The 15,993-nt window shown below is 42.9% G+C and carries 18 protein-coding genes; 8 read left to right on the forward strand and 10 right to left on the reverse strand.

Annotation, left to right across the window (positions count from 1 at the left end; translation table 11 throughout):
* Positions 1-120: 120 nt before the first annotated feature.
* From JMX50_RS01230 to mtgA, 5 genes are all read right to left on the reverse strand, one after another.
* Positions 121-486 (reverse strand): hypothetical protein, encoded by a 366-nt coding sequence (locus JMX50_RS01230; protein ID WP_201628127.1) that lies wholly within the window; start codon positions 484-486, stop codon positions 121-123.
* Between the two features lie 126 nt (positions 487-612).
* Entirely contained in the window at positions 613-870 is a 258-nt protein-coding gene (locus JMX50_RS01235) for a hypothetical protein (protein WP_201628128.1), read from the reverse strand.
* Between the two features lie 129 nt (positions 871-999).
* A complete protein-coding gene (locus tag JMX50_RS01240) occupies positions 1,000-1,170 on the reverse strand; it encodes a hypothetical protein (RefSeq protein WP_201628129.1) in 171 nt (56 codons plus the stop codon).
* Between the two features lie 345 nt (positions 1,171-1,515).
* A complete protein-coding gene (ppk1, locus tag JMX50_RS01245) occupies positions 1,516-3,795 on the reverse strand; it encodes a polyphosphate kinase 1 (protein WP_201628130.1) in 2,280 nt (759 codons plus the stop codon).
* 170 nt (positions 3,796-3,965) lie between these two features.
* Entirely contained in the window at positions 3,966-4,652 is a 687-nt protein-coding gene (gene mtgA / locus JMX50_RS01250) for a monofunctional biosynthetic peptidoglycan transglycosylase (protein WP_201563101.1), read from the reverse strand.
* Between the two features lie 334 nt (positions 4,653-4,986).
* Between mtgA and JMX50_RS01255 the strand changes: the two genes are divergently transcribed.
* The 6 genes from JMX50_RS01255 (at position 4,987) to JMX50_RS01280 (ending at position 10,088) form a co-directional block, all read left to right on the forward strand.
* Complete coding sequence (locus JMX50_RS01255) at positions 4,987-5,316, forward strand: glutaredoxin family protein (RefSeq protein WP_201628131.1); 330 nt, start codon at positions 4,987-4,989, stop codon at positions 5,314-5,316.
* Positions 5,317-5,382: 66 nt separating this feature from the next.
* Positions 5,383-6,570 (forward strand): alpha-hydroxy acid oxidase, encoded by a 1,188-nt coding sequence (locus JMX50_RS01260; RefSeq protein WP_201628132.1) that lies wholly within the window; start codon positions 5,383-5,385, stop codon positions 6,568-6,570.
* Between the two features lie 154 nt (positions 6,571-6,724).
* On the forward strand, positions 6,725-7,723 hold the full coding sequence (locus JMX50_RS01265; protein ID WP_201628133.1) for a rhomboid family intramembrane serine protease: 999 nt from the start codon (positions 6,725-6,727) through the stop codon (positions 7,721-7,723).
* Between the two features lie 76 nt (positions 7,724-7,799).
* Entirely contained in the window at positions 7,800-8,612 is an 813-nt protein-coding gene (locus tag JMX50_RS01270; protein ID WP_201628134.1) for a MipA/OmpV family protein, read from the forward strand.
* A 129-nt stretch (positions 8,613-8,741) separates the two neighbouring features.
* Positions 8,742-9,587: a DMT family transporter gene (locus JMX50_RS01275; RefSeq protein ID WP_201628135.1), complete on the forward strand. Its 846-nt coding sequence runs from the start codon at positions 8,742-8,744 to the stop codon at positions 9,585-9,587.
* A gap of 72 nt (positions 9,588-9,659) precedes the next feature.
* A complete protein-coding gene (locus tag JMX50_RS01280) occupies positions 9,660-10,088 on the forward strand; it encodes an Hsp20/alpha crystallin family protein (RefSeq protein ID WP_201628136.1) in 429 nt (142 codons plus the stop codon).
* Between the two features lie 102 nt (positions 10,089-10,190).
* Here JMX50_RS01280 and JMX50_RS01285 read toward each other — a convergent pair whose 3' ends face one another.
* The 4 genes from JMX50_RS01285 to fumC form a co-directional block, all read right to left on the reverse strand.
* A complete protein-coding gene (locus tag JMX50_RS01285) occupies positions 10,191-10,361 on the reverse strand; it encodes a HigA family addiction module antitoxin (protein ID WP_320157649.1) in 171 nt (56 codons plus the stop codon).
* Positions 10,362-10,532: 171 nt separating this feature from the next.
* On the reverse strand, positions 10,533-10,802 hold the full coding sequence (locus tag JMX50_RS01290) for a type II toxin-antitoxin system RelE/ParE family toxin (RefSeq protein ID WP_201628137.1): 270 nt from the start codon (positions 10,800-10,802) through the stop codon (positions 10,533-10,535).
* Positions 10,803-10,820: 18 nt separating this feature from the next.
* Positions 10,821-11,252, reverse strand: a complete 432-nt coding sequence (locus JMX50_RS01295) for an adhesin (RefSeq protein WP_201628138.1) — start codon at positions 11,250-11,252, stop codon at positions 10,821-10,823.
* A gap of 422 nt (positions 11,253-11,674) precedes the next feature.
* Positions 11,675-13,078, reverse strand: a complete 1,404-nt coding sequence (gene fumC, locus JMX50_RS01300; protein WP_201563121.1) for a class II fumarate hydratase — start codon at positions 13,076-13,078, stop codon at positions 11,675-11,677.
* 141 nt (positions 13,079-13,219) lie between these two features.
* On the opposite strand from fumC, the gene JMX50_RS01305 reads away from it, so the two are divergent.
* The gene (locus JMX50_RS01305; RefSeq protein WP_201628139.1) at positions 13,220-13,942 is read left to right on the forward strand and encodes a 5-formyltetrahydrofolate cyclo-ligase; all 723 of its coding nucleotides are present in this window, start codon (positions 13,220-13,222) and stop codon (positions 13,940-13,942) included.
* Positions 13,939-14,196, forward strand: a complete 258-nt coding sequence (locus JMX50_RS01310) for a hypothetical protein (protein ID WP_201628140.1) — start codon at positions 13,939-13,941, stop codon at positions 14,194-14,196. The genes JMX50_RS01305 and JMX50_RS01310 overlap by 4 nt, the downstream gene beginning before the upstream one ends.
* A gap of 141 nt (positions 14,197-14,337) precedes the next feature.
* On the opposite strand, the gene JMX50_RS01315 is transcribed toward JMX50_RS01310, so the two are convergent.
* Positions 14,338-15,699: a Na+/H+ antiporter family protein gene (locus tag JMX50_RS01315; protein ID WP_227670848.1), complete on the reverse strand. Its 1,362-nt coding sequence runs from the start codon at positions 15,697-15,699 to the stop codon at positions 14,338-14,340.
* Between the last annotated feature and the right edge of the window lie 294 nt (positions 15,700-15,993).

Genomic DNA, 15,993 nt, shown 5'->3' on the forward strand with positions numbered 1-15,993 from the left:
TTTTCTAACCTTGTTAGCATCACTAGTATATAAAGTAGTATATAAACGGCTATCTAAACGAAAAACAGTGGGCACATTAACGTCTAGCGCCTCATTAAATTAATGCTGAAAATATAAGTGTTAAAAATCTTTTTCATCAGGATTTAGCACGCGTGTTTGAGCATTATCAATGTTTGCATAACGGTTTAAGTCATTGATACCTGCACTTTTAGCCGCATTACCAACCATCGTATGCTCATTGATACCTTCGTCAAAGGCACTGCCCTCTTGGTCACGGCGATCTGGCTGACGTGCAGGATTGTCATTATCGTTGACGTGTTCTGAATTAATCACGCCTTCTTTAAAGGTATCTGTCCCTTTATTTTCAGTAATGCTATTGTCAATTTCAGTATGAGCATCAGCTGTATTAGTAGTATTAACATCAGCATCGTCTAGACGCGTCTTGGTTAAAGCGGGATCTTTGGTTTGCGTATTTTCATTTTGCATCATGGCATCCTTATCATGTGTAATTATTATCATGTTCTGATCATATTGGATTATTGCGGTTATCGTTATTATTATTGGTCACTGAATTTCTAATATTGCTTACTTATTTATAAATTAAACAACGGCTTAACGCGATTCATTACCTTTTTGCGATAAATCATAAGCGTTTAAATCCGCGACATTTTTGCCGCCTGCTGGTAAGTCCTCTTCTTTACGAGGGTCGGAATATATCTCGTCCGTTTCCTGTGATTCCTGCTGTGGTCCATCGATATTAGGCTCATGTTTACGCCCTTCATAACTGTCTTGGGCATTGTCTGGATGTAAGGCTGCTGGATCACGAACGGGTACCGCTTCTTCATGGTTTAGATGGGTATTAGTTGGCATGGCGCGTCCCTCGCATTTATGGTTTAGAGCATTATTTAATTTTTATGCAGTAATAAATATGCTCATTGCTACTAATTTCTTTGTGGTACTGGTTGCTTTTTAGATAAATTAAAATTAGTTAAATTAAAATCACTTATCAGTACGCAAATCATCATCAATAAAAAAAGTCTGTTCTTCTTTACTCAATTCTTCCGGCACATCGACTTCTTTATTGTCGGCTAGGTTTTTTTCGATTCGCTGACTATCAGCTTGCTCTGCTGCTTTTTTAATATCTGAGGTATCGTTCTTGGCATTGCTCATGATTCATTCCTATTTTTTATAATTGAGGTATCAGTAATAAAGCCTGTATCAATTATAGGAAGAATTCTCAATCGCTAACCAGTGCACTGCGGTATCAATGTGTGAATAAATGTGAGGTTACCAGACAGTTTGTAACGCATGTTTCATCTTTATACTTATCATCATTCTCAATAGAGATTATTAAGACAAAAAAGCCAAGCGTAGATTAAATCTATGCTTGGCTTTGATTTAGAATAGTTTAAGTAAGAATGTTAAAGGTCAATACTATCTAGGTTCACCCAAGATAGCAGTAAGCAACGCTAATAAAAGCAGATTAACTAAAAACTGACTATTAAAGCCATTTCGCTAAACTGACTCGCCAACGCGGTTGATGACTTTTAACAAATAATCTTGCGCGATATGCGGCAGCTCACCTGCAGCAGGTTCAATTTGATGCCAAACGCCATTACCGTCAAGTGTCCACGCTTGCACATTGTCTTTGAGGTAATTTAATAACCCATCTTCATAAATCTGTTTAAAGAGCTTTTTATCTTCAATGGGAAATGCCACCTCGACGCGATGGAACAAGTTGCGATCCATCCAATCGGCACTGCCGCAATATAAGCGCTCATCCCCATCGTTATGGAAATAATAAATACGCGTATGCTCCAAAAAACGCCCGATAACAGAACGCACAGTGATATTTTCAGACAACCCTTTTACTTGCGGGCGCAGGCAACACATTGAGCGCAAAATTAGCTCAATCTTAACCCCTGCTTGTGACGCATCATATAATTTATCAATCAGGCGACGTTCGGTCAGCGCATTAACCTTGACCATGATATGAGCGCGCTTGCCTGCTTTCGCATGGGCAATCTCATCATCGATAAAGCTCATTAGCTTTTCATGCAAGGTAAACGGCGCATGCAGGAGCTTTTTCAAATTGGCAGGTTTGCCCATCCCCGTCAGCTCTTGGAAAATTTTATGCACATCTTCTGAGATATCGGGGTCGGCACTAAATAAACCATAATCGGTATAAACTTTGGCATTGGCAGCGTGATAGTTACCAGTGCCTAGATGCACATAACGACGGATTTTATCGTCTTCACGGCGAATGATAAGCATCAGTTTGGCATGGGTTTTGTAGCCAACAATACCGTAAACCACCACCGCGCCAGCTTCTTGCAAATAATTGGCAACCGCGATATTAGACGCTTCATCAAAGCGGGCGCGTAATTCAATAACCGCCGTGACTTCTTTACCATGACGCGCTGCTGCCGCTAGGGCTTTGACGATTTCTGAATTGGTACCTGAACGATATAGCGTTTGCTTAATGGCCAATACTTTTGGGTCACTTGCCGCTTGCCATAATAGATTGATAATCGGTGAAAAGGCATGAAACGGATGATGAACCAAGACATCGCCTTTACGCATCGCCGCAAACATGCTGGTCGCTTTATCGAGCTTATCGACTTCACGGCGAAATGGTTTTGGTACGACATAAGTAAACGGCTGATAACGCAGTGCTGGAATATTAAAATCAAACAGCAAGCGCGTTAAGTTCACCGGTCCATTAACGCGGTATAATTGATTGTCATGCAGCTCAAACTCATTGAGCAAATAATCACTAATGGGCGTCGGACAGTCGGTGGTGACCTCTAAACGTACCTTGTCGCCAAAGCGGCGGTTTTCAAGCTCGCCTTCTAATGCCTTGGCAATATCATCGACATCGTCTGCCAAGTCTAAATCTGCATTGCGTGTCAATCTAAACTGATGGCAACCCGTGACATTCATCCCAGGGAATAGCTCACCAATATGTTCATGAATCACGGCTGATAGCATCACATGGTGCTCTTTACCACCTGTCAGCTCATCAGGCAGACGAATCACGCGCGGCAAACTGCGCGGTGCTGGTACAATCGCCAAATTGATATCACGACCAAAGGCATCTTTGCCTTCCAAGGTAGCGATAAAGTTTAAGCTTTTATTCACTAAACGTGGAAATGGATGCGCTGGATCAATACTGATAGGTGTTAATACCGGTGATACTTGCTCGGTGAAATAGCGCTTCATCCACGCCGATTGCTCGCTATTTAGCTCATCACGTTTTAAGTAGCGAATATCTTCTTTGGCAAGTGCGGGCAGGATATCTTCATTTAAAATACGGTATTGCTCAGCGATGGCAGCATGAGTGATAACGGATATCTCTTCTAATACTTCGCTTGGGCGCATACCGTGGACACTGGTCGATACATCACCCAGATTAAGCTTTTGCATGATGCCGGCGACGCGAATCTCAAAGAACTCATCGATGTTAGATGAAAAAATAATTAAGAAAAATAACCGCTCTAATAAAGGATGACGCGGACTGGCTGCCTGCGCTAATACCCGCAAATGAAACTGTAATAATGACAGGTCGCGATTGATATAGCTGCTCGGCGAATAGCTGCCATCTTCTGAACGTTGCCAATCAATGTCAGTCAGGTTCTCAGTTAAGACCTCAGTTAAACTGTTAGTCGCACTATCGGTTAAACCATCAATCGAATTGTTACTCACTTCAATAAGGCTTGTGCTTACTTCATTGTCAGTTTTTATACTCATATCAATACTGTCATTAACTTCATGCTTATTATCTATCTCTGCCATCTTCCCACTCCTTTAGCGTTATCGATACGCCATCATCTTTTGTTTTTATACTCAAACACGGTTCAGAAGTTTTTATACTAATTTTTTTAAAGAGGCTAATTCTATATCTTATAACATAGCACAATTAGGCTTACCGCCATTTGAAATCACTAACAGTTTAAGCGAGCAATTTAAGCCGATTGTGGCAAGACGGCATTTTTCATCCGTTTTTTAATGATGCGTTGTTTGTTACGCAAGCGTTTGTCGCTTTGATGACTTTCATAGTATTTCGGATTGGTCAGCATGGCGATGAGTAAAGCAGATTCGTCACGGTTTAGGTTGGCAGCTGATTTATCAAAATAATGATGGGCGGCGGCATCGATACCATAAATGCCATTGCCAAACTCCGCCACATTGAGATAAGCGGTCAAAATGCGCTGCTTATCCCACAAAGTTTCTATCATTACAGTGATAATCGCTTCCTCAGCTTTACGGCTATAAGAGCGATGCGAGGTGAGAAATAGGTTTTTAGCCAATTGCTGGGTGATCGTTGAGCCGCCCGCTGACATTTTGCCAGTTTCTTCGTTCTTTTTCTGTGCCGCCTTAATGCCTTTCATATCAAAGCCATTATGCTGGCTAAACGTCGAATCCTCACTGACAATCGCCGCTTGTTTGGCAGATTTGGCAATGGCGTCATACTCAGCCCACGTCTGGGTGACCGTGCCGCCCGTTAAACGATGGGTCAGCATAAACATACTGTTATTAATCGGCTGAGTTTTCCAAATCAACAGTAACCCTGCGACCAATATATGGAATGCCACGACCAACAACATGAATGCCAATAATAAACGTTTGATAAATTTGCCAAAACTTGTCATGCGTGCGATATCCGAGTGGTGAAAAAATAGTCATATAAAAAGCGGCCATCTATAAATGGCGCGCTATAAACGGCAAGCGATCAATAAGATGCTAATAATGCGCAATGATAAATAGCAGGTCATCTTACCTAATCTCACAATCGCTGTCATTATTTACCCCATTTCTTTATCATGTAAATAGTGTTAAATGACATGAATGACTTTGCTTAAATTACGGAAGATAAATACTTAGCATTAGACATTATTAGCGCTAGACATTATAAACAGACGTTAGAAGCAAATATCTCAAAAGGTAGCAACTATCAAAAATAGAAATCAGTATAAGAGTAAAAATATGGATAATGATAATGGCAATTGTAATACGATACCAACACTACGGGCACATATGATTGCCGCCAACCCCAATCTTGGTACGGACGAAAATCAGGATAAATGGTGGCTACTCGGCACATCTGGCTGCCATCTTTGTGACGTCGCAGAACAGTTGCTCACCCAGTTTCAAGCGGTGCAGCCGATAAGCTATCAGCATGTCGATATTGCCGATTTTGATGAGGCGCTTATGATGGAGTTTGCTACCACCATTCCTGTGATATTAACGCCATCAAAACGCTTGAATTATCCGTTTTCAGTGTTGGATTTGCAGCAATTATTAGTAGCGTCATAAAGCAGTCTTTATAAAACAACCAGCATAAGAGCGCTATTATAAAACAATCATAATAATGAGAAACCTATGAAAGATTTAAAAAAAATAACGGAAATTGAGGACTTGCGCCGTGTTGCCGAGCGTAAAGTACCACGCATGTTTTATGATTACGTCGATTCGGGCTCATGGACTGAGACCACTTATCGCCATAATGAAACCGACTTTGACCGTATTAAATTGCGCCAAAGGGTTCTGGTCAATATGGAAGGGCGCTCGCTTGCCACTGATATGTTGGGCTCAAAAGTCAAAATGCCCGTTGCTATCGCACCAACTGGCTTTACCGGTATGATGTGGGCGGATGGTGAGATTCACGCCGCACGGGCAGCGGAGAAATTTGGCGTGCCCTTCTCGCTTTCGACTATGAGTATCTGCTCTATCGAAGATGTCGCAGAAAATACCAGTGCGCCGTTTTGGTTTCAGCTATATGTGATGCGCGACCAAGAGTTTATGGCAAACCTGATTCGCCGTGCTAAGGCGGCCAATTGTTCTGCGCTTATCTTAACCGCGGATTTACAAGTGCTCGGACAGCGCCATAAAGATATCAAAAACGGTCTATCCGCGCCGCCAAAGCCTACCCTTGGCAATATATTAAACCTCATGACCAAGCCGCAATGGTGCATGAATATGCTCGGCACCAAACGGCATAGCTTTGGCAATATCGTCGGTCATGCCAAAAACGTCGAGGATATCTCATCGCTCTCAGCATGGACGGCTGAACAGTTTGACCCGGCGCTGAGCTGGGATGATGTCGCGCGCATTAAAGATATGTGGGGCGGCAAGCTCATTATTAAAGGTATCATGGAACCTGAAGACGCCATCTTGGCTGCTCGTAGCGGTGCCGATGCATTAGTCGTCTCAAACCATGGCGGCCGTCAGCTCGATGGGGCGCTGTCCTCCATTGCCGCGCTCGCTGATATCGTGCAAGCGGTACGAGCGGATAACAGCAATATTGAGATTTGGCTCGATAGTGGCATTCGCTCCGGTCAAGATGTGCTCAAAGCGTTGGCTGTAGGTGCTAATGGCACAATGATTGGTCGCGCGTTTTTGTATGGGCTTGGCGCTTATGGTGAAGATGGCGTGCGCCGTGCGCTAGAGCTTATTTATAACGAGTGTGATATCAGCATGGCGTTTTGCGGTCACACCGATATCAATCAAGTGACGGATGACATTTTGGTCAAAGGCACTTATGAGAATCTTAAAATCAATGCTTATTAAAAAGCCAAACGTTATTAAAAACCAGACCTTATTGAAAACCGCTTCTTATTAAAAAGGCAGCCCTTATTAAATATTCATAACCCACTTATGGGTGACACGCCCTAACCCTAGCCTTTATACTCTCCTCATCACTTTCTATTGATAGTTTGCGTTTATGACCATTCAACAATTATTAAAAACCGCGCCCGTCACCACTTTGCTATTAGTCAGCTTTATCGGGCTATTTATCATGCAGGTGCTGACTGGGGTCGATGCCAATAATCCATCGACTGAAGCATTGCTAAAATGGGGTGCCAATGCCTTGCCTTATACCATGGACAGTGAACCATGGCGCTTGGCAAGTAGTGCGTTTTTGCATATTGGTCTGATGCATTTATTGTTTAATGGTTTTGCCATGTATTTCTTTGGGCAAATCGCCGAGCCGATGTTTGGCTCAGCAAAGTTTTTGGCGTTATTTTTACTGGCGGCAATCGGTGGCAACCTACTGAACAACCATATTACGTGGCAAGACATCTTAGATGGCACTGGACAACCGGGCATATCGGCGGGCGCGTCTGGCGGTATCATGGGTATCGGTGCCGCGCTATTGATAGCCGCACTGTTTAAAATATCAGTCAATGGCATGGTGTTAAATCTTAAGAGCCTAATCATTATTATGGGCATCAATTTGGTATATGGCTTTGCCGTACCGGGGATTGATAATGCCGGTCATATTGGTGGCGCGGTCACGGGATTGGTGATTGCATTGGCGTTTGCCATTGCCTACCGTCAGCGGTTGGCTGCTACGCTACAGCATGTACCTAGCGCACCTCAAGACATTTATCAAACGACGTATATCAATTCTCCCGTAAGTAGCGATACTGACTTTTCCACCCCTACTTCTACCCTCGCTCCTCGCTTTGATAATGAGGGTAATTTTGATAATAACAGCAGTTTTAATCACGACTCTGCTGTAAACTTACCTATAAATGTGAATGCTAATCACGCAAGCCTTAATCACAGCCAACTTAACGAACAACAAACAGCGACCAAATCGACGCTTATTTGGCAATTGCTACCGTGGCTGGTCATGCTGCTGATCAGTATCGGCTTTATATGGTGGTGGCAAGATATTCATCAGCAAATATTACAAGTGCTAGCAGCCATTGAGTAAAATGCCAGACTTATTTATTATTCTATTTATCGACTCTGTTTTTACCATTTATCCCACCCACTTATGAGAGCAAACCATGTTTAAATCATCAGCGCTATCGAAACCGTTGACGCGCACTGTCCTTAGCGCATTGACCGCCACTGCCCTATTTAGTGTCGCCAGCATCTCTAATGCCGCACTGTTTAAAAACAACTTACCGACTGATAAAGATGCCATTTTAAGCGTCGGCGTCAACGTCATGGCGGTCAAGTCGGCTTATGATTTGGAAGACAGCACCGACATAAAAGTATTGCCGGGTGTGTTTTATGATAACAACAGAATCTATGCACGCGGTGCGCAAGCGGGTGCTTATATCATCAATGATGGCACCAATCAGCTAGCCGCTTATGCTCAGCTCGATGGCAGTGAATTCGATCCTGATGATGCGACTGGCGCGCTGCAAGGGCTGGATAAACGTAAGGCTTCAGCCGCTGCCGGTCTATCGTATCTACGTCGTACGCCTGTTGGCGGTTTCCGCCTGCAAGTCGCGACTGACGTTTTAGATAATAGTGGCGGCAATACGGCGCGCTTGACTTACCTTGCTAAAATCACTAAAGATAAGCTGACGGTCTATCCAAGCATTGGCTTTGAGTATCATGATGCTGACTACAATAACTATTATTATGGCGTTAGTGCGCAAGAGTCAGCGAAGACAGGCGTCACTGCTTATGAGTCAAATAATAGCTTAAACCCTTATATCAATATTAGCGCTAATTATGATTTTAATGAGCGCTGGGCAGGATTTGCCAATCAAAGCTTAAGCTATCTGCCAAATGAGCAATACGATAGCCCGATGGTTGACTCGCGTACGGATGCAACAACGACGCTAGGACTTTTGTATAAGTTTTAGCATTTTGAAAGTGTGATAAGAAAAGCCGAGCATTTTGCTTGGCTTTTTTATTGTGTTAATTCGTTGATATGAGACACTAGCCTATCATATAAATTCCAGATTTGATTTTATATACAGGATTGCACCATTATGTTCCACGCTACTCTCTGGGTGATTGGAGCACTCACCTCATTTTGTTTAATGGCCATTGGTGCTCGTGAGCTAAATAGTCAAATTGGTATTTTTCAGATTTTATTCTTCCGAAGTATCGTAGGCTTGCTAGTATTATTGCCAATAATGTTTTTATCAAAAAAGAGCAACTTTTTATTACCCAAGCGTATTAAATTACACTTAGTGAGAAATTTATTTCATTTCGCGGGACAATATGGCTGGTTCTTAGGCATAGGACTACTTCCATTAGCCACTGTTTTTGCTATTGAATTTACCGTGCCCCTTTGGACGATAATCATCTCGTATTTCTTCTTAAAAGAGTCTATAACTGTAAGAAAGGTTATTGCCGTATTACTAGGCATTCTAGGCGTAATAGTCATCGTACAGCCAAGCTTAGAGGTAGCCCGTTATGGGTCATTAATGGTTTTGGGTGCGGCTATTTGCTATGCCTTTTCCCATGTGGCCACAAAATCGTTATCCAATACTGAAAACCCAATCAGCATCACTTTTATGATGTGTTTAATACAAGCCCCTCTGGGACTACTTTTATTTATAAAAGGGTGGACAACGCCAGCAGGTATTCAGTGGCTATGGCTCGTCATTATAGGTGTCACGGCGCTATCAGCACATTATTGTATGACTAAAGCCATGCAACATGCAGAGGTCACATTCGTGGTCACTATGGATATGTTCAGATTACCGCTCATCTCACTCATTGGCGTACTCTTATATGCTGAGCACTTTAGCGTGGCTTTGATACTTGGTATGCTGCTAATAGTCGCTGGTAATTCGGTAAATATCTATGGTAAGGAAAATAGGCCTTGAAATCCTGTAGACCAGCTTCATATATATAGTAGGCAAGATACACTGTAAACTATCAAACATGAGGAGACTGTTATGAGTCAGTTAATCACACGCAATTCTATCTTTGACAACTTCTTTGATGATATGGCACCTAGCTTTTTGATGCGTCCCCTACATGGTGATGCACTACCTAGCGTCAACCAAATCAAGATTGATGTCAACGAAAAAGACAATAAGTTTTACGTCAATGCTGAGATTCCTGGCGTCGCTAAAGAAGACATTGATTTATCCATTACTGGAGATATTGTCTCTATTAGCGCAGAAATCGAACAAAAAGACGAGCAAAAAGAAGGCAATAAGATACTACGCAGTGAGCGTTACTTTGGCTCAGTCTCACGTAGCTTCCAGTTGCCAGATAAGGTAAAAGTCGATGAGGCAGAAGCGTCATATGAAAATGGCGTATTGCAGTTGGTACTGCCAAAAGAGACCGGCTCAGATCGTAAGAAGCTTGAAATTAAATAATAACTAACAAGTTTCGATAATAAGCTAAATAAATTGCTTAAATAGCTAAGGGCACATGAGTTTATCATGTGCCCTTTTTTTGCTTACCCTATCATATTTGGCTTAAGCGTATTTAATAGGCTCAATATCATCCAAGAACTGAAGATTATCAGTCTCAACCAAACGCAGCTCATAAGTAGATTGCAGATTTAGCCAAAACTGAGCGCTACCACCAAAATACTTGGCTAAACGCAGGGCAGTATCTGCTGTAATGCTACGCTTCTCACGTATGATTTAATTGATACGTGCAGGTGTGACAGCAAGCTTTATCGCCAATGCATTGGCGCTCATATCGAGCGGTTAAAGAAAGTCTTCTCGTAGTACTTCACCCGGATGAATAAGACACATACCGTTCTTATTCATAGTGTGCTCTCTTCGATATTTTTAATAACATTTTTCATAGAATCAATGATAATCCACGATTTCTACGTTAGTAGCGCCTTGTTCTATCCAAGTAAAGCACAATCGCCATTGCCCATTGATACGAATACTGTGCTGACCTTCTCTGTCACCACGCAAAGCTTCTAGTCGGTTGCCGGATGGAGCTGTTAAGTCTTCAAGCATAGTTGCACTATCTAGCAGTAGTAATTTACGCTCTGCAACGTTTTTAATGGCAGACCAAAAAAAAGACCTTGCTGCATTATGCCACAAGATCTTTTTTTGTTTATCAATCAATTCTCAACTTGCTACAAACTAGCCTTTAAGCTTTTTGATAGATTTAACATTACAGCCTTTATAGATGATTTCACTGCTGGCATCTTGGATATTAGCCGATGATTTATGATAATTATTTAAACGCAGTGCGCCAGTCATAATACTAAAGTTTTCTTCATCACCAAACACGGTATCAACCGTATCAGAACGACCTAAGTTAATGGGTAAAAATCTTTTTTTGCCATTCAGATTGGCTTCTGCAAAAGTCGGTAGGTTTTGCTTATTAAAACCATAAGTGACACTAACTTTCTTGTTGTTTTGGCAAGTATAGTTGACCTGTCTGTGTTTAACAGCGCTATCATAGCTCTCGCTTGGCTCCATCACTTGGTCCGAGTAAGCCATGGCAGAACCAGAACCCAACATTGCCATCAAAATACCAGCTGATGATAAAGCGGCAGTTAATTTTTTCATAAAATCACCTCAATGATATAATTAGAATGGTCATAGATAAGAAAAATTATGGACGTTAGCGGCGAACTATTTTTAGTTGGTCTGATTGTTCGCTCTTATTGTCTTTGTCGTGATTTAGAACTGTTATTCACGAGTTCTTATCTATGCGCTCATTATAAGCAAAATTTTTGTTGATGCTGTTATAACTATTGGTTTACTTGTTGTCTGAGCGTAAGACATTGTTTCTCTCAATGCATGTGCTTCAATTGATAGACAAAAAAAAGACCCTGCACATTCCTCTATAAAGGATGGCAAGGTCTTTTTTACAACTTACTTCTCAGTGGAACAAATATGACACTGCTACAAGGAAGACGGGCGCAAATGGTACCTGTCGTACATTAAGCGAGTCTGACACCGTAGCAGGTCGTTATTTATTTTACGAATTAAGAAGGATGCACCATATCAGCAGGTGTTACCCACTCATCAAACTGCGCTTCAGTTAACAGTTCTAACTCAACGGCAACCTGTTTCAAAGTTTTATTTTCTTTATAAGCAGTCTTAGCGATTTTCGCCGCATTTTCATAACCGACATGACGATTCAATGCGGTAACTAGCATTAACGAGTTATGCAAAAAGTCATCGATTTTGTCTTTGACTGGCTCGATACCAACGGCACAGTTTTCATTAAAGCTGTTGCACGCATCACCCAATAGCTTGATAGATTGCAATAAGTTAAAGGCAATCACTGGCTTATAAACGTTAAGCTCAAAGTTACCTGACGCGCCAGCCATGCTGATAGTGACGTCATTACCCATCACTTGAGCGACAACCATGGTCATTGCTTCTGATTGGGTTGGGTTTACTTTACCCGGCATGATAGATGAGCCTGGCTCGTTCTCTGGAATTGTCAACTCGCCCAAACCACAACGAGGACCTGATGCTAACCAACGTACATCGTTAGCGATTTTATTTAAGCTACCTGCTAGCGTTTTTAGTGCGCCAGAAGCAAATACTTCAGCATCACGAGCCGCTAGTGCTTCAAATTTATTTGGTGAGGTGACAAATGGCAGACCAGTCAAGGTTGATAACTGCTCAGCTGCTTTTACCGCATAATCAGGGTGAGCGTTTAAACCTGTACCAACCGCAGTGCCGCCTAGTGGCAATTCATATAGACCTTGTAGCGCGTTATCAATACGAGTCAATGAATGGTCAAGTTGGCTCACATAACCGCTGAATTCTTGACCTAGGGTCAAAGGTGTGGCGTCTTGCAGATGCGTACGACCGATTTTAACGATGCTATCAAATTCTTTGGCTTTTGCGTCTAGTGTATCGCGCAATGCTTTTACCGCTGGAATTAATAAGCCATTGATTTCACGAGCAGCGGCAACACGAATCGCCGTTGGGAAGCTGTCGTTGGTAGATTGTGCATGGTTGACATGGTCATTTGGGTGAATTGGCGTGTAGCTGCCGCGCTCATTACCAGCAATCTCATTAGCACGGTTGGCCAATACTTCGTTCATGTTCATGTTTGACTGCGTACCAGAACCAGTCTGCCATACAACCAATGGGAACTGATCCGTTAGACCACCGTTGATGACTTCGTCAGCAGCTTGGACGATTAAGTCGCGCTTATCGCCTTCGATACGCTCAAGGCTAGCATTGGTAATCGCAGCGGCTTTTTTTACTAATGCCATAGCTTCAATCATCGGACGTGGCAAAGTCTCGCCACCGATTTTAAAGTTCTCACGGCTACGCTGTGTTTGCGCGCCCCAATAAGCGTCAGCTGGGACTTCCACGTTGCCCATGGTATCTTTTTCGGTACGAGTTGCCTGATTCTGTGTCGACATAACTACCCTCTTTGATGGTTTGTTGTATAGCTGCTTTGAAAAAAGTGCAACACACGCTGCACATAAAGGAAAATACGATGTAAAGTGGCGTTATGATAGCATGACTTATCACAAATTTCTCCAAGTCCGTGAGGCTAACTGATGTCTAAAAACACCAGCCAACAACATTCTGCTACTGCATTATCTGATTCTTTATCTCAGTTCGCGACTGATGACTCTCGCTCTAAAAAGGAGGTTAAAGTCGCTGATAGCTTGGCTAATCCACCCAGACGACAATTTACGCGCCAGCGTCGGCAATTAACGGCTGGCGAACGTAGACATTACGCGCGCATGGCAAGCTTGCATTTAATCAAGTTGGAACAGCGCTTACCTCCGCGTGCGCGTATCGGCTTATATTACGATGGCTTTGGTGAGCTACCCACTCAGCCACTGTTGGATTGGTGTCGACGCTTAGGCTATTTACCTTATCTGCCTGTGGTTGGTTCGTTCGGTCGTACTAGAAATGGTAATGATGATAAACGTCTGCGCTTTGTACCTATTTATCAGTCGAAACTGCTGAATATACCGACGCGCATTCATAGCTTAGGGATGAAACAAAACCATCATCGCCGATTGCTTTGGGCACAAGAATTAGATGTGATTATCTGTCCGCTCGTGGCGGTTGATAAAGATGGTAATCGTATGGGCATGGGTGGTGGCTTTTATGACACGACACTTGGTAAAAGCCATCAAGCAGGGTTAAAAAAGCCGTTAAAAATCGGCTGGTGTTACGACTTTCAAGTGGTTGAAGAGTTAACGCGTCAACCATGGGATGTACCATTAGATGGCATAATTACGCCAAGTGGCTTGAGGTGGTTTCGATGAAAAATGACAAACAAGCGATGGATTCTAACTCTAGCGCTGATAATGTTGAGGAATATTTGCAAACATTAGGAAATGACGATGCTAGGGAGATGCTCTACTACAGTCAAGAACAAGCCTTTAGCTCTGATGAGCTATCGAGCGTAATCAATGAAGCGCGTTTAAATGAGTTGCTTGCGCAGAGTGATGCTTTTTTGGCTGGATTAAGTGGTGAAATTGGAGATTTTGATGAGGATAATACTGATAGTGGCGAATGAATAATATCGAGCAATTTGTAGGGTGTGCCCTACGCAACTGAGAAAAAATATAAATTAAATTCTTATAAAAAATCAAAAAAGGCGAATGATTATAAAATCACTCGCCTTTTTTATATCTATTGTCAAAGTCTAGATTATTGATTAAAGCACCATCGCCGCAATCCAACCAAACACCAATAACGGAATATTGTAATGGATAAAGGTCGGCACCACACTGTCTTTGATATGGTCATGCTGACCGTCAACGTTTAGACCAGAGGTTGGTCCAAGCGTTGAATCTGACGCTGGCGAACCGGCATCACCAAGCGCGCCAGCTGTACCAATAATCGCAACGGTTGCTAAAGGTGAGAACCCTAAAGAGATACATAGTGGTACATAAATCGCCGCCAAAATAGGAATAGTCGAAAAAGACGAACCAATACCCATGGTCACAATCAAGCCAATGAGTAGCATAATAAATGCAGCCATCGCTTTATTACCCGCAAACAATGACGCCGCGCCATCAACCAACGGCTGAATCTGTTCGGTCGCTTTCATCACTTCGGCAAAACCTTGGGCGGTAATCATAATAAAGCCAATCATCGCCATCAGCTTGATACCGTCATTAAAAACGGTATCGGCATCACGCCATTTGACCACACCCGTTGCCATAAAGACGCCAAAACCAAACATTGAGCCTAGCAATAATGAATCAGTATAGAGCTGTACGACAAAAGCGGTGACGATAGCAATGAGCGCAACAATCGTTTTCATTTTACTTTGCGTTTGTGCGCCGGCTGCTGTTTTGCTTAAAGCATCTTTTTCTACTACCGCATCGCGAGCTTGTTTATCGATGGCCAACTGCTGATACTGGCGCGGCTTACGATAGCTGATAAATACCGCCACTAGCAAACCAACGAGCATGCCAAGTGCCGGAATCGCCATAGCTTTGGTGACCGAAATATTCGATACATCAATACCGGCCTCACCGACATTTTTTAGCATAATTTGATTGAGGTAAATATCGCCAAAGCCATAAGGGATAAACATATAAGTGGTCACAAGACCAAAAGTAATCAGACAGGCAATCAGGCGTCTATCAATGTGCATGCGATTAAAGGCGAGCAATAAAGGCGGTACAAGCAGTGGAATAAAGGCGATATGAATCGGGATTAAGTTTTGGCTAAAGCAGCTCATGGTAACCAGACCGGCAAACAGCATGTATTTAATCATGCCACTGGTACCACCGGCATCAATGCGCTTAATGACCGCCCCTGCCAAAGATTGCGGCAAGCCCGAATGCGCAATCGCTACTGCAAAAGCACCCAATAAGGCATAAGACAGCGCGATTTGCGCGCCATTACGGATACCTTCTTGAAAGGCATTTAAGGTATCGGTCATGCCAAGACCAGCAATCAGCCCACCTGCCAGCGCCCCGATTAATAAACTGAGTACCACGTGTACCCGCGCTAAAGACAGCCCTAGCATGATGACTACCGCTAGTAGCACCGCATTGATGGTCATATTCTCGCCCCTTACCCTATGTTTTGTGGCCCGCTATTGACACGCTATTGTCACATTGCCGACCTATTTATTTCGCCCTAGCGTTTTAACTCACACGTTAATCCATATAGTTGCTATTTGAACGGAGCGGTTAAGACGCGCGTCATTTTACCTGATTTTAGCCATAAAGCCCACGCGCAAAACCTAGCAGACATCAGCGACAATGCAAATAAAGGCGCAATATTCTCCTTGCGGTTGGTCATATAGCCTTGCAATTTCATTTAGCAGCACCATTTATCTAAACATGAACCACTA

The sequence above is a fragment of the Psychrobacter maritimus genome (genome assembly GCF_904846345.1).
Classification (GTDB): domain Bacteria; phylum Pseudomonadota; class Gammaproteobacteria; order Pseudomonadales; family Moraxellaceae; genus Psychrobacter; species Psychrobacter maritimus.

Excerpts from the sequence above, each read along its gene's own strand:
- JMX50_RS01265 (WP_201628133.1), top strand. The coding sequence starts at position 6,725 with ATGACCATTCAACAATTATTAAAAACCGCGCCCGTCACCACTTTGCTA.
- JMX50_RS01255 (WP_201628131.1), top strand. The coding sequence starts at position 4,987 with ATGGATAATGATAATGGCAATTGTAATACGATACCAACACTACGGGCA.
- JMX50_RS01295 (WP_201628138.1), bottom strand. The coding sequence starts at position 11,252 with ATGAAAAAATTAACTGCCGCTTTATCATCAGCTGGTATTTTGATGGCA.
- JMX50_RS01270 (WP_201628134.1), top strand. The coding sequence starts at position 7,800 with ATGTTTAAATCATCAGCGCTATCGAAACCGTTGACGCGCACTGTCCTT.
- fumC (WP_201563121.1), bottom strand. The coding sequence starts at position 13,078 with ATGTCGACACAGAATCAGGCAACTCGTACCGAAAAAGATACCATGGGC.
- JMX50_RS01280 (WP_201628136.1), top strand. The coding sequence starts at position 9,660 with ATGAGTCAGTTAATCACACGCAATTCTATCTTTGACAACTTCTTTGAT.
- JMX50_RS01260 (WP_201628132.1), top strand. The coding sequence starts at position 5,383 with ATGAAAGATTTAAAAAAAATAACGGAAATTGAGGACTTGCGCCGTGTT.
- JMX50_RS01310 (WP_201628140.1), top strand. The coding sequence starts at position 13,939 with ATGAAAAATGACAAACAAGCGATGGATTCTAACTCTAGCGCTGATAAT.
- JMX50_RS01230 (WP_201628127.1), bottom strand. The coding sequence starts at position 486 with ATGCAAAATGAAAATACGCAAACCAAAGATCCCGCTTTAACCAAGACG.
- JMX50_RS01240 (WP_201628129.1), bottom strand. The coding sequence starts at position 1,170 with ATGAGCAATGCCAAGAACGATACCTCAGATATTAAAAAAGCAGCAGAG.
- JMX50_RS01235 (WP_201628128.1), bottom strand. The coding sequence starts at position 870 with ATGCCAACTAATACCCATCTAAACCATGAAGAAGCGGTACCCGTTCGT.
- mtgA (WP_201563101.1), bottom strand. The coding sequence starts at position 4,652 with ATGACAAGTTTTGGCAAATTTATCAAACGTTTATTATTGGCATTCATG.
- JMX50_RS01315 (WP_227670848.1), bottom strand. The coding sequence starts at position 15,699 with ATGACCATCAATGCGGTGCTACTAGCGGTAGTCATCATGCTAGGGCTG.
- ppk1 (WP_201628130.1), bottom strand. The coding sequence starts at position 3,795 with ATGGCAGAGATAGATAATAAGCATGAAGTTAATGACAGTATTGATATG.
- JMX50_RS01305 (WP_201628139.1), top strand. The coding sequence starts at position 13,220 with ATGTCTAAAAACACCAGCCAACAACATTCTGCTACTGCATTATCTGAT.
- JMX50_RS01275 (WP_201628135.1), top strand. The coding sequence starts at position 8,742 with ATGTTCCACGCTACTCTCTGGGTGATTGGAGCACTCACCTCATTTTGT.